Origin of the sequence: Bradyrhizobium sp. SZCCHNR1053 (genome assembly GCF_032381235.1) — a bacterium.
Taxonomy (GTDB): domain Bacteria; phylum Pseudomonadota; class Alphaproteobacteria; order Rhizobiales; family Xanthobacteraceae; genus Bradyrhizobium.
This window is the reverse complement of record NZ_JAUHJM010000014.1, coordinates 133,518-159,522: the sequence shown is the minus strand read 5'-3', so window position 1 is coordinate 159,522 and position 26,005 is coordinate 133,518. Positions and strand designations below refer to the sequence as shown.

Annotated in this window: 25 protein-coding genes; 14 read left to right on the top strand and 11 right to left on the bottom strand. The window is 66.8% G+C overall.

Annotated features, from left to right (window positions below; all coding sequences use genetic code 11):
* The first annotated feature begins 40 nt into the window (after window positions 1-40).
* On the top strand, window positions 41-898 hold the full coding sequence (locus QX051_RS26210; protein WP_315733767.1) for a LysR substrate-binding domain-containing protein: 858 nt from the start codon (window positions 41-43) through the stop codon (window positions 896-898).
* Here the strand turns inward: QX051_RS26210 and QX051_RS26205 are convergent.
* Together QX051_RS26205 and QX051_RS26200 are read right to left on the bottom strand one after the other, a co-directional pair.
* A complete protein-coding gene (locus tag QX051_RS26205; RefSeq protein ID WP_315778109.1) occupies window positions 837-1,139 on the bottom strand; it encodes a hypothetical protein in 303 nt (100 codons plus the stop codon). The genes QX051_RS26210 and QX051_RS26205 overlap by 62 nt on opposite strands.
* Window positions 1,140-1,154: 15 nt before the next feature.
* Window positions 1,155-1,916, bottom strand: a complete 762-nt coding sequence (locus tag QX051_RS26200; protein WP_315778108.1) for a DUF899 domain-containing protein — start codon at window positions 1,914-1,916, stop codon at window positions 1,155-1,157.
* Window positions 1,917-2,002: 86 nt separating this feature from the next.
* On the opposite strand from QX051_RS26200, the gene QX051_RS26195 reads away from it, so the two are divergent.
* Window positions 2,003-3,223, top strand: coding sequence for a helix-turn-helix domain-containing protein (locus QX051_RS26195; protein ID WP_315778107.1), 1,221 nt, complete (start codon window positions 2,003-2,005; stop codon window positions 3,221-3,223).
* A gap of 33 nt (window positions 3,224-3,256) precedes the next feature.
* Window positions 3,257-3,901 carry a PQQ-binding-like beta-propeller repeat protein gene (locus QX051_RS26190; RefSeq protein WP_315733775.1) on the top strand — a complete coding sequence of 215 codons (645 nt, stop codon included), beginning with the start codon at window positions 3,257-3,259 and terminating at the stop codon, window positions 3,899-3,901.
* A 45-nt stretch (window positions 3,902-3,946) separates the two neighbouring features.
* Here QX051_RS26190 and QX051_RS26185 read toward each other — a convergent pair whose 3' ends face one another.
* Window positions 3,947-5,077, bottom strand: coding sequence for a hypothetical protein (locus tag QX051_RS26185; protein ID WP_315778106.1), 1,131 nt, complete (start codon window positions 5,075-5,077; stop codon window positions 3,947-3,949).
* Between the two features lie 229 nt (window positions 5,078-5,306).
* On the opposite strand from QX051_RS26185, the gene QX051_RS26180 reads away from it, so the two are divergent.
* The 6 genes from QX051_RS26180 to QX051_RS26155 are packed head-to-tail and all read left to right on the top strand — an operon-like array spanning window position 5,307 to window position 11,568.
* A complete protein-coding gene (locus QX051_RS26180; RefSeq protein WP_315778105.1) occupies window positions 5,307-6,128 on the top strand; it encodes a sugar phosphate isomerase/epimerase family protein in 822 nt (273 codons plus the stop codon).
* Between the two features lie 51 nt (window positions 6,129-6,179).
* Entirely contained in the window at window positions 6,180-7,817 is a 1,638-nt protein-coding gene (locus tag QX051_RS26175) for an ABC transporter substrate-binding protein (RefSeq protein ID WP_315778104.1), read from the top strand.
* A gap of 4 nt (window positions 7,818-7,821) precedes the next feature.
* A complete protein-coding gene (locus QX051_RS26170; RefSeq protein ID WP_315778103.1) occupies window positions 7,822-8,796 on the top strand; it encodes an ABC transporter ATP-binding protein in 975 nt (324 codons plus the stop codon).
* A complete protein-coding gene (locus QX051_RS26165; protein ID WP_315778102.1) occupies window positions 8,793-9,785 on the top strand; it encodes an ABC transporter ATP-binding protein in 993 nt (330 codons plus the stop codon). The genes QX051_RS26170 and QX051_RS26165 overlap by 4 nt, the downstream gene beginning before the upstream one ends.
* Entirely contained in the window at window positions 9,785-10,714 is a 930-nt protein-coding gene (locus QX051_RS26160) for an ABC transporter permease (RefSeq protein WP_315778101.1), read from the top strand. Before QX051_RS26165 ends, QX051_RS26160 begins: the two co-directional genes overlap by 1 nt.
* 11 nt (window positions 10,715-10,725) lie before the next feature.
* Window positions 10,726-11,568: an ABC transporter permease gene (locus QX051_RS26155; protein ID WP_409997731.1), complete on the top strand. Its 843-nt coding sequence runs from the start codon at window positions 10,726-10,728 to the stop codon at window positions 11,566-11,568.
* A gap of 6 nt (window positions 11,569-11,574) precedes the next feature.
* Here QX051_RS26155 and QX051_RS26150 read toward each other — a convergent pair whose 3' ends face one another.
* Both QX051_RS26150 and QX051_RS26145 read right to left on the bottom strand, forming a co-directional pair.
* Window positions 11,575-11,742, bottom strand: a complete 168-nt coding sequence (locus QX051_RS26150) for a hypothetical protein (protein WP_315733792.1) — start codon at window positions 11,740-11,742, stop codon at window positions 11,575-11,577.
* Window positions 11,743-11,858: 116 nt separating this feature from the next.
* Window positions 11,859-12,746: an NAD(P)/FAD-dependent oxidoreductase gene (locus QX051_RS26145; RefSeq protein ID WP_315778122.1), complete on the bottom strand. Its 888-nt coding sequence runs from the start codon at window positions 12,744-12,746 to the stop codon at window positions 11,859-11,861.
* Between the two features lie 302 nt (window positions 12,747-13,048).
* On the opposite strand from QX051_RS26145, the gene QX051_RS26140 reads away from it, so the two are divergent.
* On the top strand, window positions 13,049-13,243 hold the full coding sequence (locus QX051_RS26140) for a hypothetical protein (RefSeq protein ID WP_315755179.1): 195 nt from the start codon (window positions 13,049-13,051) through the stop codon (window positions 13,241-13,243).
* A 146-nt stretch (window positions 13,244-13,389) separates the two neighbouring features.
* Here the strand turns inward: QX051_RS26140 and QX051_RS26135 are convergent, their stop codons facing one another.
* The 5 genes from QX051_RS26135 to QX051_RS26115 are packed head-to-tail and all read right to left on the bottom strand — an operon-like array spanning window position 13,390 to window position 18,802.
* A complete protein-coding gene (locus tag QX051_RS26135) occupies window positions 13,390-14,880 on the bottom strand; it encodes an ABC transporter substrate-binding protein (RefSeq protein WP_315778099.1) in 1,491 nt (496 codons plus the stop codon).
* A gap of 34 nt (window positions 14,881-14,914) precedes the next feature.
* Window positions 14,915-15,946 carry an oligopeptide/dipeptide ABC transporter ATP-binding protein gene (locus QX051_RS26130; protein WP_315778121.1) on the bottom strand — a complete coding sequence of 344 codons (1,032 nt, stop codon included), beginning with the start codon at window positions 15,944-15,946 and terminating at the stop codon, window positions 14,915-14,917.
* 17 nt (window positions 15,947-15,963) lie between these two features.
* The gene (locus tag QX051_RS26125) at window positions 15,964-16,974 is read right to left on the bottom strand and encodes an ABC transporter ATP-binding protein (protein WP_315778098.1); all 1,011 of its coding nucleotides are present in this window, start codon (window positions 16,972-16,974) and stop codon (window positions 15,964-15,966) included.
* Complete coding sequence (locus tag QX051_RS26120) at window positions 16,971-17,843, bottom strand: ABC transporter permease (RefSeq protein ID WP_409998139.1); 873 nt, start codon at window positions 17,841-17,843, stop codon at window positions 16,971-16,973. Before QX051_RS26120 ends, QX051_RS26125 begins: the two co-directional genes overlap by 4 nt.
* An 8-nt stretch (window positions 17,844-17,851) precedes the next feature.
* A complete protein-coding gene (locus QX051_RS26115; protein WP_315778097.1) occupies window positions 17,852-18,802 on the bottom strand; it encodes an ABC transporter permease in 951 nt (316 codons plus the stop codon).
* A gap of 212 nt (window positions 18,803-19,014) precedes the next feature.
* Between QX051_RS26115 and QX051_RS26110 the strand changes: the two genes are divergently transcribed.
* The 3 genes from QX051_RS26110 to QX051_RS26100 are packed head-to-tail and all read left to right on the top strand — an operon-like array spanning window position 19,015 to window position 22,287.
* Complete coding sequence (locus tag QX051_RS26110) at window positions 19,015-20,358, top strand: GH1 family beta-glucosidase (RefSeq protein ID WP_315778120.1); 1,344 nt, start codon at window positions 19,015-19,017, stop codon at window positions 20,356-20,358.
* 3 nt (window positions 20,359-20,361) lie between these two features.
* Window positions 20,362-21,342 carry a glucokinase gene (gene glk, locus QX051_RS26105; RefSeq protein WP_315778096.1) on the top strand — a complete coding sequence of 327 codons (981 nt, stop codon included), beginning with the start codon at window positions 20,362-20,364 and terminating at the stop codon, window positions 21,340-21,342.
* Between the two features lie 6 nt (window positions 21,343-21,348).
* On the top strand, window positions 21,349-22,287 hold the full coding sequence (locus QX051_RS26100) for a 1-phosphofructokinase family hexose kinase (protein ID WP_315778095.1): 939 nt from the start codon (window positions 21,349-21,351) through the stop codon (window positions 22,285-22,287).
* Here the strand turns inward: QX051_RS26100 and QX051_RS26095 are convergent.
* Window positions 22,247-23,374 carry an SbmA/BacA-like family transporter gene (locus QX051_RS26095; RefSeq protein WP_315778094.1) on the bottom strand — a complete coding sequence of 376 codons (1,128 nt, stop codon included), beginning with the start codon at window positions 23,372-23,374 and terminating at the stop codon, window positions 22,247-22,249. The two genes, QX051_RS26100 and QX051_RS26095, sit on opposite strands and share 41 nt — an antisense overlap.
* A 174-nt stretch (window positions 23,375-23,548) precedes the next feature.
* Here QX051_RS26095 and ppsA point away from each other — a divergent pair, with 174 nt between their 5' ends.
* On the top strand, window positions 23,549-26,002 hold the full coding sequence (gene ppsA, locus QX051_RS26090) for a phosphoenolpyruvate synthase (protein WP_315778093.1): 2,454 nt from the start codon (window positions 23,549-23,551) through the stop codon (window positions 26,000-26,002).
* Window positions 26,003-26,005 lie beyond the last annotated feature (3 nt).

Below are 26,005 nucleotides of genomic sequence, written 5' to 3'. Positions count from 1 at the left end.
TTGAAACCTTTACCATTGTGTTTCTCAATCATGACCGCCCATGCCGAAGACGTTGACCAATCTCGACATCGACCTCGTGCGCACCTTCGCGACCATCGCGCGGCTCGGCAGCTTCACCCAGGCCGCCGAGCGGCTCGGACGCCAGCAATCGACGATCTCGCTGCAGATCGGGCGGCTCGAAAGCGCGGTCAACGCCAAGCTGCTGGAGCGCTCGCCGCGCGCGGTGGCACTGACCACCGAGGGCAAGCTGTTCCTGGACTACGCGCAGAAGCTGCTCGACCTGAACGACGAGGCGGTGGCGCGGTTCGGCGAGCCGATGATGACCGGCGTGGTGCGGCTGGGGACGCCGGAGGATTTCGCGACCCGCCATCTGCCCGAGGTGCTCGCGCGATTCGCGCAGGCCTATCCGTCTGTCGCGCTCGAAGTCACCTGCGACCTGACGCTCAACCTGGTCGACCGCTTCCGCGCCGGCGATTTCGATCTGGTGCTGGTCAAGCAGGAGCCGTCGGTGCGCGCCAAGGGCCTGCGCGTCTGGCGCGAGCCGCTGGTGTGGGTGTCAGGCAGCCGCGACTTCCTGCATCACGGCGCGAAGGTGCCGCTGGTGGTGTCGCCGCCGCCCTGCGTCTACCGCAAGCGCGCCACCACGGCGCTCGACAGAGCGAGGAAGCCATGGCGCATCTCCTACACTTGCGCCGCCTTGTCCGGCGCGCATGCCGCGGTCAAGGCAGGGCTCGGGCTCGCGGTGCTGCCGAAGGACATGGTGCCGGCAGGCCTGCACGTGCTCGACGGCCATGACCTGCCGGATCTCAAGGACACCGAGATCGCGCTGCTCGAGGTCAAGGGTCTGTCGCTGCCGGCGCAACGGCTGAAGCAGCACATCGTCCGCTCGCTCGAATAGCAACGTAGCGGCCGATGCGCTTCAACCATGGCACGAGGTGGAATGCGCTCATCAGCAGATACATCACCGTCATGTCGCCGAGCGGCGCGCCCGCCGGCATGGCGGAGCAGATCACGTCCGACCGGCCGTCACGCGCCATGGCGTTCAGCACGGCCATCAGCGCGAAGGTCGGCGCCGCAGCGAAGCGGAGACCATTGGCGATGTCGGGCATCGCGCGCATCCTGGTCGGGAGGAACGCCATGGCTCTGCTCCGTGGTCAGCGCTGGCCGTATTCGTCGTGGCGACGCCACCAGACGCCCTGCTCGTTGCGCCCCTTGGGTGCGCGATCGAGCCATTGATAGGCGCCCCATAGCCCGTCGAGGCCGCGCGCATAGGCCGAATAGGTGTGATAGACGGCACCATCCTCAAGGATGAAGGCGCTCATGCCCGGCCGATCGCGCATGAAGGTCGCGCCATCCGTGCCGGTGCCGGCGGCGATCTCCGCCACCATCGCCGGCACGTCGCCAGCCCCGAGCGGAGGACTGGTGCGGTAGTTGTAGTCGGTGCCGCCCCGGCGCTGCTGCTCCTCGGTGATCGCGACGTTGAAGTCGAAGTTGAAGTCGCTGCTCGCCGATGACGCCCACGGGAAGGTCCAGCCCATCCGCGCCTTGTACGCCTTCAGCTTCGCCAGCGGCGCGCGTGACACCGCCCATAGCATCACATCATGATTGGCGAGATGGACCTGGAAGCCGTTGAAGCCGTCGGCAATCATCGAGCAGGACGGGCAGCCGGCCTGGAAGTCGGGTCCGAACATGAAGTGATAGACCAGCAGCTGCGAGCGCCCCCTGAACAGGTCAGGCAGCGCGGCGGGTCCGTCTTCGGTGTCGAAGCGATAGGCCTTGTCGACGCGCACCCATGGCAGGGCCTGGCGGCGCTCCGCCAACTCGTCGCTGCGGCGGGTGAGTTCCTTCTCGGCTTGCAGCAGGTCGAGCCGGGCCTTCAACCAATCTTCGCGCGTCCCGGTGATATGCATGGTCATGATCGTCATCCTTTTGCGTGTTGACCGCAGCTCAGACTAGGATCGGCACGGGAGGGGCCGGGAGTGACAAGTATGGCGGGATTTGCATGGACTCGCTGATCTCAGCGGCGGCGCAGGCACTCGCTGCGGGCGATCCGCTCGGCGCATTGAACCGGGTTGCGTTGCGCGATGATCCCCCGGCGCTGGCGCTGCGCGGCATCGCGATGGCGCGGCTTGGCGATTTCGGGCGCGCGAAGGCGCTGCTGCGGCAGGCCGCGCGAAGCTTTGGCCCCAAGGCAGTTCTGGCCCGCGCCCGCTGCACCGTCGCAGAGGCCGAGATCGCACTCGCAGCGCGCGATCTCGGCTGGCCGACCAAGTCGCTCGCAGCGGCGCGTGAGACCCTGGAGCAGCAGGGCGACCGCGCCAATGCCGCCTATGCGCGCAGCCTAGAGATCAGGCGCATGATTCTGATCGGGCACCTCGATGACGCCGAGCGAGGCCTCGCCGAGCTCGATCCCTCGCCGCTGCTGCCGGCCGCGCGCACGATCTACGAGCTGATCGTCGCCGGACTGGCCTTGCGCCGTCTACAAACAAAGACCGCGCGATCGGCGCTCGAGCGCGCGACGCGGTCGGCCCGGCAGGCCCGCATTCCGGAGCTCCAGGCGGAGATCGAGCGGGCCTCGTCGGCGCTGTCGGCGCCGGCCGCGCGGATGATCCTGCGCGGCGAGGAACGCCTGCTGCAGCTCGACGACGTCGAATCGCTGTTCCGGTCGGATGTGCTGATCGTCGATGCCTGCCGATTGGCGGTACGCCAGGCGAGCCAGATCGTGCCGCTGGCGCGGCGCCCGGTGCTGTTTGCACTCGCCCGGCGGCTGGCCGAGGGGGTCCCCGATGATGTGCCGCGGGCCGCACTGATCGCGCATGCATTCCGCGGCAAGGAAGCCGACGAGTCGCACCGCGCCCGCCTGCGCGTCGAGATCGGACGGTTGCGCCAGCTCCTCCATGGCCTGGCCGATATCAATGCCACGCGCGACGGCTTTGCCCTGGTGCCGTGTCGCGATCACGACGTCGTCGTCCTCGCACAGCCGATCGAGGACGACAATGCCACCGTGCTTGCTTGCCTCGCCGACGGTGAGGCATGGTCGAGCTCCGGCCTTGCGCTGGCGCTGGGCGCGAGCCAGCGGACGGTGCAGCGTGCCCTCGATGGACTGGCATCGTCCGGCAGGGTCCAGTCGTTCGGTCGGGGCCGCGCGCAACGCTGGACCTGCCCCGTCGTGCCGGAATTCGCGACCGCGTTGTTACTCCCGGCGTGGTCGTCGCTCGACTAGCGTGGGTCCATCGGAAAAAGTGGGATGGCAGACATGACACGAGCAACCGCAGAGATCATTCGCGAGTACGGCCCGTTCGACGACGCCGAGCGCGTCAACGGCGTCAGCTATGACGGCCGGCAGGTGTGGATCGCGACCGGCAACAGCATCAAGGCGTTCGATCCGGCCGACGGCGCGGTACGGAAGTCATTGGATATCCCCTCGCATGCCGGCACGGCGTTCGATGGCCGGCACCTCTATCAGATTGCCGAAGATCGCATTCACAAGGTCGATCCCGATAATGGCCGCGTGCTCGCGACGATCCCGGCGCCGTCGGGAGGCGGGGACTCGGGGCTCGCCTGGGCCGAGGGATCGCTCTGGGTCGGCGCCTATCGCGATCGCAAGATCCACCAGATCGATCCCGCGACCGGGCAAATCCTGCGCAGCATCCCGTGCACGCGTTTCGTCACCGGCGTCACCTGGGTCGATGGCGAGCTTTGGCATGGCACCTGGGAAGACGACGTCAGCGACATCAGGCGCATCGATCCCGCGACCGGCGAGGTGCTCGACCAGCTCGACATGCCTGCTGGCACCGGCGTCTCCGGCATGGAATCCGACGGCGGCGAGACGCTGTATTGCGGCGGCGGCGGCAGCGGCAAGGTCCGCGCCGTCAGGCGGCCGAAGCGGTCGCGAGGGTGAGCCGGCAAATCGACCCGCGGACGGCGTAGCGAAGGGAAGGCAGCCCTATTTCCCGATCGACGTATAGGCCGCCTTGCGGAAGTTGGCGTTGGCTTCCTCGCGGGTCTGCAGCTGCTGGCCACCGCCGCCACCGACCGGCTTGGTCGGCGTGACCACCGAGAACAGGACGAAGCCGCCAGCCTTGCGCGGGAAGATGAAGTATTCGGCGATGTCCGACTTCTCGCTGTCCTCGCAGGAGGACATGCCGCGGAACACAACGGCGCTGTCGACCAGTTCGCTGTTGCGCGCCGAGATGAACTTGCCCTTGCAGTCGCGGGCATCGTTGCCGATGATCGTGGCGGCGACTTCGAGGCCGTCGACATTCCGCTGCGGCGGCACGATCCGAACGAACCCGGTGGCGTTGTCGGCCTTCCAGGCGACCCCGCCCGATGTCAACCACACTGGCCGTTCGCCCCCGCCCAGAATGGCCGGATGCGACAGCGCGGCTTTGAGAATGAAGTTGGAGGCGATCTGCATCGCTTCCAATTGCAACTCGGGAGAGTCCTCCGACGCCCGCGCCGGCTGCGTGCTCGTCGTCGCGGTGGCGGCGGGCGGCGCTCCCTGACGCTGCGCCGAGGGAGCGCCGTGCTGCACGGTGAAATTCGTCGCGGCCGCCATTCCGCCGGCATTGATCATGCGCACGCAATTCGCCAGCGACGGCAGCAGCACGGACGTGCCGTTCAGATCGAACTGGAACAGATTGCCCTGCGCGAAGGCCGACATCGTCCGTGCCGCCCTGAACGCCTTGATCAGGCTGGAGTCGTTCGGCATCGGCACGACGACCATGTTGGCCGACCATACCGAGCCCTCGACATTGTAGGAATTGCGCCCGTCGAAGCTGAGCACGATGGGAAACTTCTGTCCCTGCGACAGCGACCAGCCGGGATGGATGAAGGCGAGAGCCCAGTTGAAGGTCGGCAGCGCGAGAACACCGAAATTGATGCCGCTCTTGTAGCTGGCGGAAGCGATGCAGCTCGAGAATTTTCCGGTGTTGTCGTCGGTGTAGGCGCCGCCCGACCAGCCCGCGACGGAGATGGAGCCGTAAGGCCCCTTCGCATGCGCAGGCTCATTCAACGCAGCTGTCGCCAGCGCCAGGAGCGAAAGCATCGTTCCAACGATCGTACGCCGCACCGTCATCCCAATTCCCCGTTTTCGCCGCATTGTTGCAATTCCCGCGGCTACGTCAAGTAGCAGCAAAGAACGTGCGACTACCCCAGGGATTGCGAGGCCGACCGGCCTCGTGCCCACGAAGGCACAACATGTCGCGGACGTCCTCCACAGCCCTTCATGGGAGCGTCATCGAACTCCGCTAGCGCTTGCCGGGTCTCACGCAGGCCAAGGGCTTCCTCGAAAGGGTTTCCTCGACATGACCACCACGCTGCCGGTGCTCGGCGCCGCCCTCTCCGTCAAGTCCATTCCGGCTCATCGCGACTGGCTGCTCGAACGTCAACGCGATCTCGAGATCCAGGACTTCTTCCGCGCGGACCTTCTCGACAGCGACTGGCGCAGCACCGCCAAGGAGATCAAGTCGATGCTGGACGGGCACACCGGTCGGCTCGGCATCCACGGCCCGTTCTGGGGCTTCAAGATCGACAGTCACGACCCGATGATCCGCCGCGCCGTGACCAAACGCCTGCTGCAGGGGCTCGAGGTCGCCGAATTTCTCGGCGCCACCCAGATGGTGATCCACTCGCCGTACACGACCTGGGATGCCAACAACATCGACATGCTGCCGGACAATCGCGAGGCGCTGATCGAGCGCGTGCGGGCGACCTTGACCGACGTCATTGCCTCTGCCGAGCAGGCCAACTGCGAGATCGTGATCGAGAACATCGAGGACAAGAACCCGCAGGATCGCGTTGGACTGGCGAAGGCGCTGGGCAGCAGCAAGGTGCGGGTCTCGCTCGACACCGGCCATGCCAACTACGCGCACCATTCGACCGGCGCGCCGCCCGTCGACTACTACGTCGATTCTGCCGGCGACATGCTGACCCATGTCCATCTGCAGGACACCGACGGCTACGCCGACCGCCACTGGGCGCCGGGCGAAGGCAACATCCGCTGGATCGCCGTGTTCCGCGCGCTCGCCAGACTCCATTCCAATCCGCGCCTGATCCTCGAGCTGCGCAACCACGATCAGGTCAAGGCCGGCGCGGCGCATCTCGCTTCGCTCGGCCTGGCCGAATAGCGCCGCCGAGTTCGCAAGCTTCATACATTCCCAGACGACAGAGAGATTGCCATGACCAAGCTCACTCGCCGCGGCCTGCTCGGCGCCGGCGCCGCGATCGGCGGCAGCTTCATCCTGCCGCGCGTCTCGATCGCGCAAGCCGACACCCGTCCCTCGGTCACCATCGCCGTGCAGAAGATCACCAACTCGAACGTGCTCGACGTGCTGCGCGAGCAGTCCAATGTCGGCGAGCGCGTGTTCTACTCGTCGCTGTGGGAAAGCCTGATCTCGAAGAACTTCCGCGGCAATCTCGAAGCGGTCCCGGGCCTCGCCACCGAGTGGAAGCGGATCGACGACCAGACCGTCGAGCTCAAGCTGCGCCAGGGCGTCAAGTTCCACAATGGCGACGAGATGACGTCCGAGGACGTCGTGTTCTCGTTCAGCCGCGAGCGCATGTTCGGCGACAGCGAGGCCAAGAGCCGCTCCACCATCAAGGCTTTCGAGAAGATCCCGGCGCCGCGCCCGGGCAAGGAGCTGCCGCCGGACGTGATCGGCGTCGCCCGCCGGATGTGGCCGGACCTGGTCCGCGTCGATGCGGTCGACAAATACACCGTGCGCTTCGTCAACGCGACGCCGGACGTCACCATCGAAGGCCGCCTGATGCGCTATGGCTCCGACATCATGAGCCGGCGCGGCTGGGAGGAAGCCGCGAGCTACCTCGACTGGGCGCGCAAGCCGATCACGACGGGCCCCTACAAGATCGTCGAGTTCAAGCCGGACGTGTCGCTGACCCTCGAAGCGCATGACGAATATTGGGGCGGCCGTCCGCCGCTGAAGCGCATCCGCTTCCTCGAAGTGCCGGAGGTTGCGAGCCGCATCAACGGGCTGCTGTCGGGCGAGTATCAGTTCGCCTGCGACATCCCGCCGGACCAGATCGCCGGCATCGAGAAGAATGCGGCGTTCGAGGTCCAGGGCGGCACCATCCTCAACCACCGCCTGACCGTGTTCGACAAGAATCATCCGCAGCTCGCCAATCCCCTGGTGCGGCGCGCCTTCACCCACGCGATCGACCGCCAGGCCATCGTCGACAGCCTGTGGGCCGGCCGCACCCGCGTGCCGAAGGGCCTGCAGTGGGAGTTCTACGGCGACATGTTCGTCGCCGACTGGAGCGTGCCCGCCTTCGATCCGAAGCTGGCGCAGGACCTGCTCAAGCAGGCCGGCTACAAGGGCGACCCGATCCCCTATCGCCTGCTCAACAACTACTACACCAACCAGGTCGCGACCGCGCAGGTGCTGGTCGAGATGTGGCAGGCGGTCGGCCTGAACGTGCAGATCGAGACCAAGGAGAACTGGTCGCAGATCCTGGAGCGCGCGCCCACCCGCGCCGTGCGCGACTGGTCGAACTCGGCCGCGTTCAACGATCCGGTGTCGTCGCTCGTCGCCCAGCACGGTCCGAACGGCCAGCAGCAGCAGGTCGGCGAATGGAGCAACGACGAGCTCAACCGGCTGTCGGAGTTCCTGGAAACCTCGACCGATCGCGAGGCCCGCAAGAAGGCGTTCCGCCGGATGCTGGAGATCGCGGAGCGCGAGGACCCGGCCTACACGGTGCTGCACCAGAACGCGACCTTCACCGCCAAGCCGAAGTCGATCAAGTGGAAGGCCTCGCCGGCCTTCGCGATGGACTTCCGCACCGGCAACTACGGAGCGTGATGCCGTGGCGCCGCTGGTCAGCATCTCCGGCCTCAGGGTCGCCTTCGACGGCACGCCCGTGCTGCATGGCATCGATCTCGACATCCGCAAGGGCGAGGCCGTCGGCCTCGTCGGCGAGTCCGGATCCGGCAAGTCGGTGACGTGGCTCGCGGCGCTCGGCCTGTTGCCGGTCAAGGCGAAAGTGTCCGGATCAGCCAAGCTCGAAGGCCGCGAGCTGCTGGGTGCTGATGGCAAGGTGCTCGACCAGGTGCGCGGCCGCCGCATCGCGATGATCTTCCAGGATCCCGCCAGCGCGCTCAATCCGGTGCTCACGATCCGCCGCCAGTTGTGCGAAAGCCTCGCGCTGCATCGCGGGCTGCGCGGCGAGGCCGCGCGGGCCGAGGCGCTCAGGCTGCTCAATCTCGTCGGCATTCCCGATGCGGCGCGGCGGCTGTCGGCTTATCCGCACGAGTTCTCCGGCGGCCAGGTCCAGCGCATCATGATCGCGATGGCGCTCGCCGGCCAGCCCGACCTCCTGATCGCCGACGAGCCGACCACCGCGCTCGACGCCACGATCCAGGCGCAGATCCTCGATCTGTTGTCGGCCATCCGGCGCGAGTTCAACATGGCGATGGTCCTGATCAGCCACGACCTCGGCGTCGTCGCCGAGAATTGCGACCGCGTCTGCGTGATGTATGCGGGCCGCATCGTCGAGCGCGCCCCGGCGACGAGGCTGTTCGATGATCCCTGGCACCCCTACGCGCAGGGCCTGATCGGCGCGCTGCCGCCGCTCGATGGCATCAGGCGGCGGCTGCAGGCCATTCCCGGCACGGTGCCCGATCCGCGCGCGCTGCCGAGCGGCTGCGCCTTCGCACCGCGCTGTACGTTTGCCGGCGACGGCTGCCATGCCGGCGTGCCGCCGCTGGCGCCGATCGAGCCGGACCGCGCGGTGGCCTGCCTGCGGCCGCAGCGTCTGCCGGTGGAGCTCGCCGCCGAATGACCGCGCCGCTGGTCGAGGTCCACGGGATCTCGCGCACCTACCGGATGAGGTCCGGCCTGTTCGGGCGTCCTGCATCGGTCCACGCCGTTGACTGCTTGAGCTTTGCGATTGCGAAGGGCGAGACGCTCGGCATCGTCGGCGAATCCGGCTCCGGCAAATCCACCACCGGGCGCATGGTGCTCGGACTCGAGCCGCCCGACCAGGGCAGCGTGCGCTTCGGCGGCGCGCCGATCGCAGCACTAGGCTCGGCGGCCTGGCGCGCGCAGCGCGCGCGCATGCAGATGATCTTCCAGGATCCGCTCGGCGCGCTCGATCGCAGGCTTGCCGTCGCCGAGCAGATCCGCGAGCCGCTCGACATCCATGACATCGGGACCAAGCCAGAGCGCGAGGCGCGCGTGCGCGAGCTGCTGCACGCCGTCGATCTCAACGACAGCCATGGCCGGCGCTATCCCGGCGCACTGTCCGGCGGCCAGCGTCAGCGCATCGTGCTCGCTCGCGCACTGGCAACCAGGCCGGACTTTCTCGTCTGCGACGAGCCGGTCAGCGCGCTCGACGTCTCGATCCAGGCGCAGGTGGTCAACCTGCTCGTCGATCTGCAGGCGCGGCTCGGGCTGACCATGCTGTTCATCAGCCACGACCTGCGCGTCGTCAGGCAGATCAGCACCAAGGTCGCGGTGATGTATCTCGGCCGCATCGTCGAATATGGCGATGCCGACGATCTGTTCGCGCGGCCCCAGCATCCCTATACGCAGGCGCTGGTCTCGGCCTCCCCTGCTCCGGGACGCCGCAGCACCAACCGCATCGTCCTGACCGGCGATCCGCCGAATCCGGCGGCGCGTCCTTCCGGCTGCGCCTTCCATCCGCGCTGCAGCCGCGCGACCGCCCGCTGCGCCAATGAGGTGCCCGCGCTCACCGCGCTGGATCAACAGCGCCAGGTGGCTTGCCATCTCGTGACGGGGCCACAGTCACAGACCCAGGATGCCGCGTGATGCTGCGCTATTTCGCGATCCGCCTGTCGCGCGCGCTGCTGACGATCGCACTCGTCGTCACCTTCGCCTTCATCGTGCTCAGGCTGTCGGGCGATCCCGCGCTGATGATCATGGGGCCGGAAGCGCCGCCCGAGGTCATCGCCGCGTTTCGCAAGGCGTGGGGCCTCGATCATCCGATCTGGATGCAATATCTCGACTACTTCAAGGCGATCGGCCAGGGCGAGCTCGGACGCTCGATGCGCGACGGCCGGCCGGCGATCCAGCTCGTCATCGAGCGCATCCCGGCGACCCTGGCGCTGACCATTCCGGCGTTCCTGGTCAAGGTGATGCTCGGCATTCCCTCCGGCATCTATGCCGCGCTGCATCGCGGTTCGGCCATCGACCGCGCCGTGATGATTACGGCCGTCGCGGGCTTCACGGTACCGAGCTTCGTGCTGGCGCTGATCCTGGTGCTGATCTTCGCCGTGCAACTCGGCTGGCTGCCGTCGGGCGGGCAGGACTCCTGGCGTCATGCCATCCTGCCGATCGTGACGCTCGGCTTCGGCGGCGCCGCGGTGCTCGCCCGCTTCACCCGCAGCGCGATGCTGGAGATTCTCGGCCAGCCCTATATCCGGACCGCATCAGCCAAGGGCGTGCCCTGGCGTCGGGTCATCACCGACCATGCGCTGCCGAACGCCGCGATCCCGACCGTCACCATCCTCGGCTTCATGGTCGGCAGCCTGATCGCCGGCGCGGTGGTGGTGGAAAGCGTGTTCTCGTGGCCCGGCGTCGGCCGGCTGCTCGTCGTCGCCGTCGCCAACCGCGACCTCGCCGTCGTGCAATGCATCCTGCTGCTGGTGGCGATGACGATGGTCACGTCGAACCTGATCGTCGATTTCCTCTACGGCCTGCTCGATCCGCGGCTGCGCAGCAAGGGAGCGGAGGCATGACCGACGTTGCGATGAAGGCACCTGCCGCGCGGCGGCTGAGCTGGCCCGACGTTCCCGTCTCCGTCACGATCGCCGCGTGCTGGATCGCGGCAATGCTGCTGCTGGCCGTCTTCGCCGACCAGTTCGCACCTTATGGCTTCACCAAGTTCGACCTGCGCAATCGCCTGACGCTGCCCGGCAACGCCGCGCATTGGCTCGGCACCGACGAACTCGGCCGTGACGTGCTGTCGCGTCTGATCGTCTCGATCCGGATCTCGCTCCTGATCGCATTCGGCGCCACCGCGATCTCCGCCATCGCCGGCACCACGCTGGGCTTTCTCGCCGCGCATTTCCGCGGCCTCGTCGAGCAGGCCGTGCTGATGCTCGCCGACTTCCAGGCCAGCATGCCATTCCTGATCCTCGCGCTTGCCGTGCTCGCCTTCTTCGGCAACTCGCTGCCGCTGCTGATCGGGCTGATGGGCCTGTTCGGCTGGGAGCGCTATGCGCGGATCGCGCGCGGGCTCGCCATCTCGGCCAATGCGCAGGGCTATGCCGCGGCCGTCCGCCAGCTCGGCGCGACGCCGCAGCGCGTGTATCTCAGGCACATCCTGCCGAACATCGCCTCGACCCTGATCGTGTCGATGACGCTGGTGTTTCCGGAAGTCATCCTGCTGGAGTCCGGCCTCTCGTTCCTCGGGCTCGGCGTGCAGCCGCCGATGACGAGCCTCGGCAACATGGTCGGCTATGGCCGCGAATATCTCACGCGCGCGCCGTGGATCATGCTGGCGCCGGCGATCATCATCGTCGTGACCACGCTTGCGGTGTCCGTGATCGGCGACTGGCTGCGTGACCGGCTCGACCCGACGCTGCAATAGCTGCACTCAGCCGCGGGCTTCCTTGGTCGCAGAGGCGGCCTGTTCGCAGATGATCACCGCGTTGCCAGCCGGCTCGCCCGCCAGCGCCGTCCATTTCGATGCTTCCTGCAGCCAAAGGTCGCGGCGTGCCGGATCGCGTGCGGCTTCCTCATGGCAGCTCGACGCCGCCGCCAAACATGCCGATTTCCTGTCCATGCGCCAAGGTCCGACAGATCAACACCAAACGCGTTAACACAGGATAGCACGATCTGAGGTTGTGATCGACTTCGCATGATTGCCCTGCCGGAAGGTTACACATAGCGCATCGGCAGCGAATGATGTGCGTGGCAGGCGGCCACCGCGGCATGGCCGAACGCGACCGAGATCTGGTGTAGGTCGGTGACGACGTCGCCGATACCATAAAGCCCGTCGACGCCGCAGCGCTGCTTGGCGTCCACCTCCAGAAAATCCTCGGCCGTGTGTCGCGCGCCCATCCGGATGGCGAGCTCCGAGCGGACCTCAGCCCCCAGCGCGGGATAGATGACCTCGAAGCGTTCGCTGGCGCCATCCGCGAACACCGCCTCGATGGCACCGCTCTGGCGCTGAAGCGACTGGAGAGGCGGCATCACGCGAACCCCGGCCGCGGCCAGCTCCTCCCGCGCTGCGACGTTCTGCGCGTCATCACTCGGGATCAACGTGATGTCGGCGCTGTAGACACGCATGAACAGCGCCTTGCCTGCAGCATGACCGAGTGCGCCGACGATGCCGATCTTGCGGCCGGCCGCCTCGTAGCCATCGCAGACAGGGCAGTAGCGCAGCTCACCCTGGCGAACCGCCTCGATCCAGTCGGGAAGAGGAAACTGCCTGTCGACGATCCCCGTCGCCAAAATCACCCGCTGCGCGGCGATTGCACCGTCAGCATATGTCGCGACGACGTCGGCGCCGGTCCGGTCGAGCGATGTCACTGTGCCGCGGATGATCGGGACGCGGAGGTCCTCCACCTGATGCTCCATCCGCGCGAGCAGCTCATGTCCCGAAATGCCGTCAGGAAAGCCAGGTAGATTATGACTGCGGGGAATCAGGGCTGCCCGCGATGCGCCGCTGTCGATGATCACGACGTCCCGTCGGAACCGCGCCAGATAGATCGCGGCCATCAGGCCGGCCGGCCCGCCGCCGACGACGAGAACTTCGGTGCGCATCGCAGCCCCTCGCCCTTCTTGACAGCTCGGCCGCGTCTGCCGCGAAACCGTTGTTCGTCCCATGCGCGCGACCGCTGCCGAACCGCAGGTTCCTGAGCGCTCGGTCGACGCCGACACCCCAAATTCTACGCAGCCAGCGGTCCTAAGTTCCCCCCCCCCGGGCTCCGGAGCGAAATTCGCTCGGCCATAATCCGGAACACACAAGGAACTTTTTTGGGCAACGGAACTTAACCTATGTCACTGCCATGCCGCGGCGATAGTGGCAAAATTTGATACCTAAGGTTGCGTTTCGGGGAGCATCGATGCGATTTGAGAATTCAACCGACGAAAGTCTGTTGGCCTATTATGAGAGTGTCCGAAAGCAAGTTGCCGCTGATAGTCGGATCGGGGGACCCTATCGGCTCATCGGAGACCGGGCCAAGCAATACGCCCAGGAGCTTCAGGCTGAAATGCGACGACGGCAGATGCGCTTTACGCCCATCGAATGGCCGAACTGATCTGTAGAATCAATGGTGTCGTTCGTGGAGAGATACCCGTCACGCGACCGCACATATGGATGGACCGGCGATGCCCTCTTCCACAAGGGGAGAGGGCACCGCATTGCGCAGGAATTATTTCGCAGCCAAGCAAAACGGGCTCACGATCATTCCCACGACCAGCTCGCGAAATCGTTCTCGAACTGAGGCACGTCCTTCCAGACGCCCTTCAGCTTCTTGTTGATCACCGTGATCCACTGCGGCTGGAACAGGAAGCCGGCGGCCGCATCCGTTGCCAGCATGCGCTGGGCGTCGCCGAGCAGCTTGGTGCGCTCTGCCTCGTTCGGCGTGTCGACGATCTTCTGATACAGCTTGTCGAAGGCCTCGGACTGATAGCCGAAGTAGTAGTTCTTATCGGTGAACTTCACGAGATCGAACGGCTCGACATGCGAGACGATGGTCAGGTCGAAATCATGCGGTCCGTTGAACACCTGTGACAGCCACGCCGCCCATTCGAGATTCTCGATCTTGGCGACGATGCCGACCTTGGCCAATTGAGCCGCGAGCACCTCGCCGCCCTGGCGCGCATAGGCCGGCGGCGGCAGCCGCAGCGACAGTTGCAGCGGCGTGGCGATGCCGGCTTCCGCCAGCAGCTTCTTGGCCTTCTCCGGGTCGTAGGGATTGATGTCGGTGGTGTCGACATAGCCGAGCGAGCCCGGCACGTAGAAGCTTCCGATCGGCGTACCCAGGCCGTCGACGGCGCCTTCGATCATCGCCTTGCGATCGATCGCGGCAAGGATCGCGCGGCGGACGCGGACGTCGTCGAGCGGCTTCTTCTTGTTGTTGATGGTGACGATGGTCTTCGCCTTTGAGCCGCCGATCAGCACGGTGAAGCGCGGGTCGGACTTGAACTGCGCGATGGTGCGCGCCGTGGTGCCGCGCGGGAAGGCATCGACGTCACCCGACAACAGCGCCGCGACCTGCGCCGCCGGATCGGAGATGAAGCGGATCGTCACCTTGGACAGCTTCACGGCTGCGGCGTTGCGATAGTCCGGCCATTTGTTCAAGCTCAGGGACGAGCCCTTGGCCCAGCTACCCAGCGTGTACGGCCCGGTGCCGACCGGCTGCGTCGCGTTGGTCGGCGCGCTCTTCGGCTCGACGATCGCGGCTGTGGCCTGTCCGAGCAGGAACGGCAGGTTGGGCTCGGAATATTTGAGCTTGACCTCGATCGTCTCGGCATCGGGCGCGTTGACCGCCTCCATCGCCTGGAACAGCGCCTTGTCCTTGTTGGTGCTGTTGGCGGCGCCGGCGCGCTCGAATGAGAACTTCACGGCGACGGAATCGAACGCCTCGCCGTTCTGGAATTTCACGCCCTTGACGAGCTTGAAAGTGTAGCTCTTCAGATCCGACGAGGCCTGCCAGCTCGAGGCCAGCAGCGGCGACACCGAGCCGTCCTCGTTGATCTTGGTCAGCGTCTCATAGACGTTGTAGAGCGTGACCTCGGCGATGGCCGCGGCGGCCGCGCTGGTCGGATCGAGCCCCGGCGGCTCCAAGGTCATGCCGACGACGACGCTGTCCTTCTTGCTTTGTGCCGAGGCCGGCACAGCGGTGGCCGCGACGAGCGCGGCCAATGCGACGATGGATAGTCTTTTCAACATTGTTCGTTTCTCCCGGACGGAACCAAGTTACGCGTCAAAGCGGCTTCGAGACAAGAGGCTGGTGTTCTGCGGCGACGAGCGCCGGCAGCGCCATCACGCTTTCCGCCTTGTGGCAGGCAGCGGAATGCAGCCCCGCGAGCGCCCGCAGGGAGGGTGCCGTCGCCCGGCACTGGGCATCAGCGAGTGGACAGCGCGGCGCGTAGGCGCATCCGGCCGCGCCGAGGGATTGCGACGCGATCGCGACGCTCTCGCGCCGGCGCCGGATCGCGCCGGCCTGCGCCCGCGGCACGGCGTCGAGCAGCGCCCGGGTGTACGGGTGCGCGCACTGGCCGAACAGATCCTCGGGCCGTCCGCGCTCGACGATGCGCCCGAGATACATCACCGCGACCTCGTCGCAGAGATAGTCGACGACTGCCAGATCATGACTGATCAGCACATAGCTGAGGCCGAATTGCTCCTGCAGGTCCTGCATCAGATTGAGCACCTGCGCCTGCACCGAGACGTCGAGCGCGCTGACGGGCTCGTCGGCGACGATCAGCTTCGGCTGCGTGATCAGCGCCCGCGCGATCGCGATGCGCTGACGCTGGCCGCCGGAGAACTCGTGCGGATACTTGTCCATGTCGGCGTCGCGCAATCCGACCTGCCGCAGCACCGTTGCCACGCGCGTGCGCAGGCTGTTGCGATCCGGGCTTTCCAACGCGGTCAGCGGCTCGGCGACGATGCGCGCGATGATCTGGCGCGGATCGAGCGATCCATATGGGTCCTGAAACACCATCTGGAAATCGCGACGGGCTCGCCGCAGCTCATCCACCGAGAGGCGGTTGAGATCGCGCCCGGACATCAGCACCGATCCCGATGACGGCCGCTCCAACGCCATGATCAGCCGCGCCAGGGTCGATTTGCCGGAGCCGGACTCGCCGACGATGCCGAGGCTCTTACCCGGCATCAACGTCAGCGACACGCCGTTGAGCGCGAGCACCTGGCCCGGCGGCCGCAGCAGGCTCTCGCGCGGCAGCGCGTAGCGCTGCACGAGCTCCCTGACCTCGAGCAGCGGCGTCTCTGCAATTCCTTGCGCGGCGGTGCTCAAGCGACCACTCCCGCCGGATCACATGCGAGCGCGACGCCGGTCCGGATGCACCGGACGCCGTGCCCGGTGCCGATCTCGATCGACGGCGGCAGCGCCGTGCGACAGGCGTCGATCACCAGCCCGCAGCGATCGGCGAACGGACAGCCGGCCGGCAGATCGGCGAGCTCCGGCACGGTGCCGGCAATGGTCGCAAGCCGCGTACCCTTGCGGGCCCCGAGCCGCGGCCGCGCCCGGAACAGGCCCTGCGTGTAGGGATGGCCCATGCGCGAGAACACCGCATCGGTGCTGCCGCTCTCGACCACCGTGCCGCCATACATCACGATCATACGCTGCACATTCTCGGCGATGACGCCAAGGTCATGCGAGATCAGGATCATCGCCATGCCCTGCTCGGCCACGAGATCGGCGATGAGGTCGAGGATCTGGCGCTGGATGGTGACGTCGAGCGCGGTGGTCGGCTCGTCGGCGATGAGCACGTCGGGCTTGCAGGCCAGCGCCATCGCGATGGTGACGCGCTGGCGCTGGCCGCCGGAGAACTGGTGCGGATAGGCGTCGTAGCGTCGGGTGGGGTCCGGCAGACCGACGCGGTCGAGCAGCGCGATCGCCTGGCGTTTCGCTTCAGTCGCGGAGCAGCCGGTATGTCGCAGCAGCGGCTCCGCCACCTGGTGGCCGATCGTATGCATCGGGTTGAGCGCGGTCATCGGCTCCTGAAAGATCATGCTGATGCGGTTGCCGCGCAGCTTGCAGTAATCGGCATCGGGCAATCCGACCAGCTCGCGGCCATCGAGCTTGATGCTGCCGCTGACGACAGCGCTGTCAGGCAGAAGCCCGAGCAGAGCGAGCGCCGTGATCGACTTGCCGCAGCCGGACTCGCCGACGATGCCCAAGGTCTCGCCGCGCCGGAGCGCGAACGACACCTCGCGCACCGCTTGCGCCGGGCCGCGGCTGGTGTTGAGCCGGATGCCGAGACCGCTGACATCGAGCAGAGGTTGATCGCTCGCCATCATCGCTGCCTCGCCAGCCGAGGGTCGAGCAGATCACGCAGGCCGTCGCCGAGCAGGTTGAGGCCGAGCACCGCGAGCGCGATGGCGGCGCCGGGGTACACGGCGAGGCTCGGCGACTGGAACAGCAAGGTCTGCGCATCGTTCAGCATGCGCCCCCAGGACGGCTGCGGCGGCTGGGTGCCCAAGCCGAGATAAGACAGCGCCGCCTCCGCCAGGATCGCCAGCGCAAACTGGATCGTCGCCTGCACGATCAGGATCGACAGGATGTTCGGCAGCACGTGCTCGATGGTGATGCGGAAGCGGCCCTTGCCGGCAGCGCGTGCCGCCAGGATGAACTCGCGCGCCCAGACAGCACCGGCCTGGCCGCGGGTGACGCGCACGAACACCGGGATCTGGAAGATGCCGATCGCGGTGATCGAGGTCACCATGCCCGGGCCGATCACAGCCGCCAGCATGATCGCCGACAACACCGCCGGAAAGGCGAAGGTGAAATCGCTGAAGCGCATGATCAGCTCCTCGGTCCAGCCGCGCTGCGCGGCTGCGATCAGGCCGAGGCAGACGCCGCAGGTGAGACCGATGCCGACGGCGATGATGCCGACCAGAATGGTCGCTCGCGCGCCGACCAAGAGCAGCGAGACGATATCGCGGCCGAGCACGTCGGTGCCGAGCCAATGTGCTGATGACGGCGGCCGCAGCTTCGAGGCGACGTCGATCTCATAGGCCGACCACGGCGTCCACACCAGCGACAGCAGCGCAGCGCCGAGCACCAGCAGACACAGCAGCGCGCCGACGATGAAGCTGCGATGGCGCAACGCGCGGCGCCAGAACGCGCTCGGCGCGGGGGCCGTGCCGGCTGCGGCTTGAACGATCACGGACGAACTCACAGCTCGTGCACCTTGATGCGCGGATCGATCACCGCATACAGCACGTCGACCACGAAGTTGACGACGATCACCATCGCCGCCAGCAGCATGACGCAATTGCGCACGACGATGAGATCGCGATTGGCGATCGACTGGAAGATGAGACGCCCCAGGCCCGGCAGATAGAACACGTTCTCGATCACGATGGTGCCGGCCAGCAGGTTTGCGAATTGCAGGCCCATCACGGTGAGCACCGGGATCATCGCGTTGCGCAAGACGTGCTGCCACAGCACCTCGCGCTTCGTCAGGCCCTTGGCGCGCGCGGTCCGGACGAAATCCTCGCGCAGAACGTCGAGCACCGCAGAGCGCGTCACCCGCGCCAGGATCGCGGCCTGCACCACCGCCAGCGCCACGGCCGGCAACAGCAGCGCGCGCAGCCCCGGCCAGATGCCGTCCTCCCAGCCGGGGAAGCCGCCGGCCGACAGCCATTGCAGCTTCACCGCAAACAGGAGGATCAGGAGGATCGCGAACCAGAAGTTCGGCAAGGCGATGCCGATCTGGGTCAGGGACATCACGCCGACATCGCCGAGGCGGTTGTGATTGGCGGCCGTGTAGATGCCGGCCGCGAGCGCCAGCACGGTCGTGAGTCCCATGGCCAGGATCGCGAGCGGAATCGTCATCGCCAGCCGCTCGCGGATCAGTTCGGCCACCGGCGTGCCATAGGCATAGCTGTTGCCGAGATCGCCGCTCAGCATGCCGCCGATCCAGTGCAGGTAGCGCCAGGCCAGCGGCTGATCCAGCCCGAGCTTGACCGTCAGCGCCCTGACCGCATCGGGCGAGGCATCCGCGCCCATCAGCATCTGGGCGGCGTTGCCCGGGAGCGCGTCGAGCACCAGGAATATGATCAGCGACGCGCCGACGAGGGTCGCCAGCAAGGTCAGGCAGCGCCGCAGCAGAAAAACGCTCATTCGCGCCGGGACTCCAGTTTTCGGCGGCCGCACGTTCCACAGCTTTCGGCTCCGATGCAAGCCTGTTGCCTGCATGATTGCATTGCCCGGCGCAGGACATCTTCGCAGGCCACACCGGCCACGGTATCGTCGGCTTGATCCCGGTCAACGGCGGAGCGCCGGCGACCGCCATCATGCGGCTGATCGCAACAACGCAAGGGCCCCTCTCGATCATGACCATCCGTCCGAGCTTTCTCTGGGGTGCCTCGACCTCGGCCTTCCAGATCGAGGGCGCAGCCCATCTCGACGGCCGCGCCGACAGCATCTGGGATGTCTTTCTGCGCGCGCCGGGCCGCACCAAGACCAACGACACGGCCGAGACCGCATGCGACCATTATCATCGCTACGCCGGCGACGTGGTGCTGATGCAAGAGCTCGGCCTCAACGCCTATCGCTTCTCGATCTCCTGGCCGCGGGTGCTGCCGCAAGGCCGCGGCGCGGCCAACGAAGCCGGCCTCGCCTTCTACGACCGCCTGATCGACGCCCTGCTTGCCGCTGAGATAGAGCCGTGGCTCTGTCTCTACCACTGGGACCTGCCGCAGGCGCTGGAGGCGCTCGGCGGCTGGCAGAACCGCGACATCGCCGGCTGGTTCGCCGACTATACCGCGCTGGTCGCGCGGCGCTATGGCGACCGGGTCAAGCGCTTCGCCACCTTCAACGAGCCCTGCGTGTTCACGCTGTTCGGCTACGGCCTCGGCTGGCATGCCCCTGGCTTGGCCGACAAGATGGCGCTGCACAAGGCGATCCATCACGTCAATCTCAGCCATGGCCGCGCCGTCGACGTGCTGCGCAAAGACGTCGCCGGCGCCTCGATCGGCGCGATCCACAACCGCCAGCCCTGCTATCCCTGCACCAGCAAGCCGGCGGACGCTGCAGCGGCGCTGCGGCTCGCAGCCTATTGGAACGACGCTTTCCCGTTCCCGCAAGCGTTTGCCAGCTACCCGCCGGAGCTGGCGGAGGCCGTCGCGCCATATGTCGCGCCCGGCGACATGGCGCAGATCGCACGGCCCGTCGACTGGTTCGGGCTCAACCACTACTCGCCGCATTACGTGAGGGCTGACACCAACCTGATCGGGGCGAGCTTCGGGCCGGCGCCCGACACCGTGCCGCGCAGCGCGATCGGCTGGCCGGTCGTGCCCGGTGCGTTCCACGACACGCTCCTGGATATCCACCAGCGGTTCCTGCTTCCGATCTACGTGCTTGAAAACGGCACCGCAGCTGCCGACGTCCTCGGCAATGATGGCCAGGTTCATGACGTGGACCGGATCGCCTATCTCAAGGCCTACACTGCCGCCATGGAACAGGCGATGAAAGAAGGCGCCGACGTCCGCGGCTATTTCGTGTGGTCGCTGCTGGATAATTTTGAATGGGGGGCGGGCTATTCGCAGCGTTTCGGCATTGTCTATGTCGACCACACCACGCAGCGTCGCATTCCCAAGGCGTCTGCGCGATGGTATGCGGACATGATCGCGGCCCACCGGACCTCCGACGGGCCGTACAACCGGGCGGAAGACTGAGGCATGAGCGATCGCGTTCTTCTGGGCGATATCGGCGGCACAAATGCGCGCTTCGCGCTGCTCGACGATGGCGTGGTCGGCGAGGTCGAACACCTGAAGGTCGCGGACTTCGCCACCATTGCCGATGCGATTACCGCGTTCCTGTCGCGGCACGCAGAAGGCGGAGCCCCCTCCGCGGCCGTGCTCGATATCGCCGGGCCGATCGAGCGCAATCGCGGCATGCTGACCAACAGCACCTGGGCCATCGACGGCGCCGAGCTGGCCGCGCAATTCAATCTCCGCTCGGCGAAGCTGCTGAACGATTTCGAGGCCGTCGGCTGGTCGCTGCCGGCGTTGCGGCCGGATGATCTGTATCCGCTCGGCGGCAGCGCGGCGGTCGCCGGCGCGCCGATGCTGGTGATCGGCCCGGGCACCGGGTTTGGCGCGGCCTGCTATCTGCCGGGCGGCGGCCGTCCCACGGTTGCCGTCACCGAGGCGGGTCACGCCACCTTGCCGGCCACCACCGCGCGCGAGGCCGCAGTGCTGGCCAAGATGCGCGAGCACTTCGGCCATGTCTCGATCGAGCGCGCGCTGTCCGGCAGGGGTCTCGAAAACGTCTATCATGCCATCGCGGCCGTCGACGGAGCCTCGGTGCCGAAGCGCGACGCCGCCGCCATCACCAGCGCCGCGCTCGACGGCGGCTGCGCCACCAGCCGCGCCACGCTCGACATGTTCTGCGCCTGGCTCGGCGCCGTCGCCGGCAACCTGACGCTCACCTTCTGTGCCCGCGGCGGCGTCTACATCGCCGGCGGCATCCCGCCGCGGTTTCCCGACTACTTTGCACGATCCGATTTCCGCCGGCAGTTCGAGAGCAAGGGACGCTATGACAGCTATCTGCGGCCGATCCCGGTGCACATCGTCACCAAGCCCGACATCAGCTTCCTCGGTCTCAAATCGTTCTTCGAGGCCGGCATCACCGCGAGCGGCGGCTCCCCGACGCACTGAGATCGAATGAGCGACATCGTCACGATCACGCCGAACCCGGCCGTCGACGTCTCGACGAGCGTCGAGAAAATCGTGCCGGTGGCCAAGCTGCGCGGCACGACGCAACAGCGAGATCCCGGTGGTGGCGGCATCAACGTCGCCCGTGTCATCGCCCGCCTCGGCGGCGACGTCACCGCGCTCTATCCGGTCGGCGGTCCGACCGGCCTGCTGCTGAAGCAGCTCGTCGAGAAGGAAGGCGTCGCCAGCCGCACCTGGGCGACGGCCGAGGACACGCGTGAGGACTTCTTCGTCCAGGAGCGCGTCAGCGGCCAGCCCTATCGCTTCATCCTGCCGGGTCCGACGCTGACCGAGGCCGAATGGCAGGCCGGCCTTGCCTTGCTCGCAGCCCAGGATCCGTTCCCCCGCTTCGTCATCGGCAGCGGCAGCCTGCCGCGCGGCGTCCCGACCGACTTCTACGCGCGCGCTGCGACGCTTGCACGATCACGCGGCGCGCAATTCGTGCTCGACACCTCGGGTCCAGCTTTGGCCGCGGCGGTTGCCGGCGGCATCGACCTGATGAAGCCGTCGCTGCACGAGATGCAAGAGCTGGTCGGCGGCGCCCTGCCCGATGCAACGGCGTGGGAGAAAGCCGCCCACGCGCTGGTCGCGAGCGGCAAGGCCGGCACCGTCGCGCTGACCATGGGTCATCTCGGCGCCCTGCTGGTGACCCGCGACCGCGTGCTGCGCGCTCAGCCGCTGACGATGGTGCCGGTCAATGCGGTCGGCGCCGGCGACAGCTTTCTCGGCGCGCTGGTCGCGAAGCTCGCCGCTGGCGAGTTGCTGGACGACGCGTTTCGCTTTGCAGTCGCCGCAGGTGCCGCGGCGCTGCTGCGCACCGGCACCGCGCTGTGCGATCCCGCCGACGTCAGCCGTCTGCAGGCTGACGTGCGGCTCGAGACGGCGTGACATCGCTCGCCGCATCACCGTTGAGCCGATCGAGCGAGAGCAGCAACCCGCCGACGCGCTCCAGCGACGACATCCACTCGGCGAGGCGGTTGAAATTGTCCACCATCCAATTGAACGACCCCTGCACCAGCGTGAACGCAGCGGCTGCCTGGGTGAGTTCGCCCAGGGTCATCTGATCGCCGAGGAACTTCGGCGCGCACAGCACGAGGCCGATGATCGGCGCGAGCAGCGTATTCAGATGAGACACCAGGGTGTTGCGCATCAGCTGCCAGCACAGCCGCTTCCATTGCTGGATCGTGCGGTCGAGCGCCATCCACAGCCCGGCAATGACGCCGCGTTCCTCCTGCTTGGGCGCGATGCCTTCGCCGATGTCGCGCAAGTGATGGGCCGCGGTGATCAGCTCCGACTCGGCCTGGTTCTTGGTCTGGATGACGCGCGTGAGCGGCGAACCGACCCACAGCATGGCCCCGGTCACCAGCCCGGAATAGATGACGACGCTGACCACCAGGTAGCCTGGAATCCACAACTGCTGCCCGCCCACGACGAAGCCGATGGATCCGCCGACCTGCCACAGCACCTGGACGAACACGACCGCCGTCAGCAGCGAGGAGATCACACTGACCACGAAGTCGATCGGCGCATCGGTGGCGATGCGGACGTCCTCGGCAATGCGATACTCCGGAATCTTCAGATCGCCCTGCACCGTCGCGAGCCGCGCATAGCGGTCGTTCTCGACCCAGTAATTGATCACCTTGGCGCTCAACCATTGCCGCCAGCTGCGTTGCATCACCATGCGGCCCCACACCGAGACGATCGCCAGCACGACGCTCGCCAGACAAAGCGGAATGAGCAGAGCGGCCTGCTGCCGCAGCCGCGTCGGATCGCGGCCCTCCAGCGCGTCGAAGAAATCCCTGTTCCAGTAATTGAAGCGGAACTGCACGTAGAGCTGGAGCACCACGAGGACGACCAGGGCGACGCAAAGCAGCCAGACCCGCCACGCCGTCGATCCGAGCCAGAATTGCCGCGCCGTGAGCCAGAATCGCGACCATTCGCGATTGCCGTCCTCGTTCTGGTCGTCGGAGATCATTGGTGATCCGGATGGAGGTGATCGATGGGTTTTAGCAAACATCCTCGCCTATGGTGGAACCGTTGTCATCCCGCGATTTAAGGAGCTCGCGGAGCGCCCTGCTTGATCTTGCGCAAGGCAGCCGCCGCCCGCCGCGACAAACTGACGTTTGCGTTGCGATGCGGGAGATGACCGATGACGGCACCTAGCTATATCCGCTGGTTCAAGGATCTCCGCATCGAGGACGTGCCCGGCGTCGGCGGCAAGACGGCGTCGCTCGGCGAGCTGTATTCGGCGCTGGCGTCGCACGGCGTGCGCGTGCCCAACGGCTTCGCACTGACGGCGGCCGCCTATCGCGATGCGCTGAGCGCGGCCGGAGCCGACGACGAGCTACGGAAGCTGCTCGCCGGCCTCGACAAGCGCCGCATTGCCGACCTCGCCAAGCGCGCGGCGAAGGCCCGCGCGATCGTGTTCGCGGCGACCGACCGTGACGACCTGCGCCACGAGGTCACAGTGGCCTACAAGCAGTTGGAGCAGGAGTATGGCCGCGACGTCGCGGTTGCCGTGCGCAGCTCGGCCACCGCCGAGGACCTGCCGAATGCGAGCTTCGCAGGCCAGCACGAGAGCTTTCTCAACATTCGCGGCGCCAAGGACCTGTTCGAGGCGTGCCGCCGCTGTTTCGCCTCGCTCTATACGGACCGCGCGATCTCCTACCGCATCGACAACGGCTTCGACCACGACAAGGTCGCGCTGTCGGTCGCCGTGATGAAGATGGTGCGCTCGGACCGCGCCGCGAGCGGCGTGATGTTCTCACTCGACACCGAAAGCGGCTTTCGCGATGTCGCCTTCATCACCGGGGTCTACGGCCTCGGCGAGACCATCGTGCAGGGCACGGTCGATCCGGATGAATTCTACGTCCACAAGCCGACCTTCGCGGCCGGCTTCCGCAGCGTGCTGTCGCGCCGGCTCGGCGCCAAGGACAAACGGATGGTCTATGCCAAAGCCGGCGCAAAGCCCGGCTCGCGCAGTCGTGGCCCCACGACGCGCACCGAGGCGACGCCGCCGGCTGACAGGGCGAAATTCTGCATCAGCGATGCCGACGTGCTGGAGCTCGCGCAGGCCACCATCGTCGTCGAGGAGCACTACTCGCAGAAGGCCGGCAGGCCGACACCGATGGACGTCGAATGGGCCAAGGACGGCCGCGACGGCGCGCTCTACATCATCCAGGCGCGGCCGGAGACGGTGGCCTCGCAGCGGCGGCCCGAGGCGATCGAGACCTACGTTCTGAAGAAGACCGGCAAGGCGCTGGCAACCGGCCGCGCCGTGGGCGAAAGGATCGCCACCGGCAAGATCCGCCTGATCCGCACTCCCAAGGATCTGAACGCGTTCCGCCCCGGCGAGGTGCTGGTCGCCGCATCGACCAGTCCGGACTGGGAGCCGGTGATGAAGACCGCGGCGGCGATCGTCACCGATCATGGCGGCCGCACCTGCCATGCCGCGATCATCGCCCGCGAGCTCGGCGTGCCGGCCGTGGTCGGCACGGAGGATTTCAGCAAGCACGCGAAGACCGGAACGACCGTCACCGTCTGCTGTGCGGAGGGCGATGCCGGCCATGTCTACGACGGCGCACTGCCGTTCGATGTCGAGCGCCTGGCGATCGACAGCCTGGAGAAGCCGCGCACGGAGATCATGGTCAATCTCGGCAATCCCGAACTGGCCTTCAAGACCGCGCTGCTGCCGAACGATGGCGTCGGCCTCGCCCGCATGGAGTTCATCATCAACCAGGCGATCGGCATCCACCCGATGGCGCTGGCGACGCCCGCAAAGGTGACCGCGGCAAAGGACCGCGCGACGATCAAGCGCCTGACTGCGCGCTACAAGAAGCCCGCCGACTTCTTCGTCGAGCGGCTGTCGGAAGGCGTCGGCACCATCGCCGCGGCGTTCTACCCACGACCGGTGATCGTACGCCTCTCAGACTTCAAGACCAACGAATATGCCAGCCTGATCGGTGGCTCCGATTTCGAGCCGAAGGAAGAGAACCCCATGCTCGGCTTCCGCGGCGCCTCGCGCTATGCGCATCCCGCCTACGCCGCCGGCTTCGCGCTGGAATGCGCGGCGTTGAAGCGCGTGCGCGACACGATGGGGCTCGCCAATCTGAAGATCATGATCCCGTTCTGCCGCCGCGTCGAGGAGGCGCGCAAGGTGATCGCGGCGATGGCCGGGCACGGCTTGGTGCGTGGCGAGAACGGGCTCGAGATCTACATGATGTGCGAGATCCCGAACAACGTGATCCTGATCGACGAATTCGCCAAACATTTCGACGGCTTCTCGATCGGCTCCAATGATCTCACCCAGCTCACGCTCGGCGTCGACCGCGATTCCGATATCGTCGCGTTCGATTTCGACGAGCGCGATCCCGGCATGCTGGCGATGCTGAGGATGGCGGTCGAAGGCGCGCATCGCAACCGTCGCCATGTCGGCATCTGCGGCGAGGCGCCGGCCAACTATCCCGAAGTGGCGCGCTATCTGGCCGAACTCGGCATCGATTCGATCAGCGTCAATCCGGCGAGCGTCGTGCGCACCATGGAGATCGTCCGCACCGCGGAGCGGGAGCTTGCCTCGCGCACGCCGCAGGCGCTGGCGAGCTGATCA

Excerpts from the sequence above, each read along its gene's own strand:
- QX051_RS26160 (WP_315778101.1), top strand. The coding sequence starts at position 9,785 with ATGCTGCGCTATTTCGCGATCCGCCTGTCGCGCGCGCTGCTGACGATC.
- QX051_RS26140 (WP_315755179.1), top strand. The coding sequence starts at position 13,049 with ATGCGATTTGAGAATTCAACCGACGAAAGTCTGTTGGCCTATTATGAG.
- QX051_RS26165 (WP_315778102.1), top strand. The coding sequence starts at position 8,793 with ATGACCGCGCCGCTGGTCGAGGTCCACGGGATCTCGCGCACCTACCGG.
- QX051_RS26195 (WP_315778107.1), top strand. The coding sequence starts at position 2,003 with ATGGACTCGCTGATCTCAGCGGCGGCGCAGGCACTCGCTGCGGGCGAT.
- glk (WP_315778096.1), top strand. The coding sequence starts at position 20,362 with ATGAGCGATCGCGTTCTTCTGGGCGATATCGGCGGCACAAATGCGCGC.
- QX051_RS26145 (WP_315778122.1), bottom strand. The coding sequence starts at position 12,746 with ATGCGCACCGAAGTTCTCGTCGTCGGCGGCGGGCCGGCCGGCCTGATG.
- QX051_RS26110 (WP_315778120.1), top strand. The coding sequence starts at position 19,015 with ATGACCATCCGTCCGAGCTTTCTCTGGGGTGCCTCGACCTCGGCCTTC.
- QX051_RS26100 (WP_315778095.1), top strand. The coding sequence starts at position 21,349 with ATGAGCGACATCGTCACGATCACGCCGAACCCGGCCGTCGACGTCTCG.
- QX051_RS26185 (WP_315778106.1), bottom strand. The coding sequence starts at position 5,077 with ATGACGGTGCGGCGTACGATCGTTGGAACGATGCTTTCGCTCCTGGCG.
- QX051_RS26190 (WP_315733775.1), top strand. The coding sequence starts at position 3,257 with ATGACACGAGCAACCGCAGAGATCATTCGCGAGTACGGCCCGTTCGAC.
- QX051_RS26180 (WP_315778105.1), top strand. The coding sequence starts at position 5,307 with ATGACCACCACGCTGCCGGTGCTCGGCGCCGCCCTCTCCGTCAAGTCC.
- QX051_RS26155 (WP_409997731.1), top strand. The coding sequence starts at position 10,726 with ATGAAGGCACCTGCCGCGCGGCGGCTGAGCTGGCCCGACGTTCCCGTC.
- QX051_RS26175 (WP_315778104.1), top strand. The coding sequence starts at position 6,180 with ATGACCAAGCTCACTCGCCGCGGCCTGCTCGGCGCCGGCGCCGCGATC.
- QX051_RS26210 (WP_315733767.1), top strand. The coding sequence starts at position 41 with ATGCCGAAGACGTTGACCAATCTCGACATCGACCTCGTGCGCACCTTC.
- ppsA (WP_315778093.1), top strand. The coding sequence starts at position 23,549 with ATGACGGCACCTAGCTATATCCGCTGGTTCAAGGATCTCCGCATCGAG.
- QX051_RS26135 (WP_315778099.1), bottom strand. The coding sequence starts at position 14,880 with ATGTTGAAAAGACTATCCATCGTCGCATTGGCCGCGCTCGTCGCGGCC.
- QX051_RS26125 (WP_315778098.1), bottom strand. The coding sequence starts at position 16,974 with ATGATGGCGAGCGATCAACCTCTGCTCGATGTCAGCGGTCTCGGCATC.
- QX051_RS26115 (WP_315778097.1), bottom strand. The coding sequence starts at position 18,802 with ATGAGCGTTTTTCTGCTGCGGCGCTGCCTGACCTTGCTGGCGACCCTC.
- QX051_RS26205 (WP_315778109.1), bottom strand. The coding sequence starts at position 1,139 with ATGGCGTTCCTCCCGACCAGGATGCGCGCGATGCCCGACATCGCCAAT.
- QX051_RS26095 (WP_315778094.1), bottom strand. The coding sequence starts at position 23,374 with ATGATCTCCGACGACCAGAACGAGGACGGCAATCGCGAATGGTCGCGA.
- QX051_RS26200 (WP_315778108.1), bottom strand. The coding sequence starts at position 1,916 with ATGACCATGCATATCACCGGGACGCGCGAAGATTGGTTGAAGGCCCGG.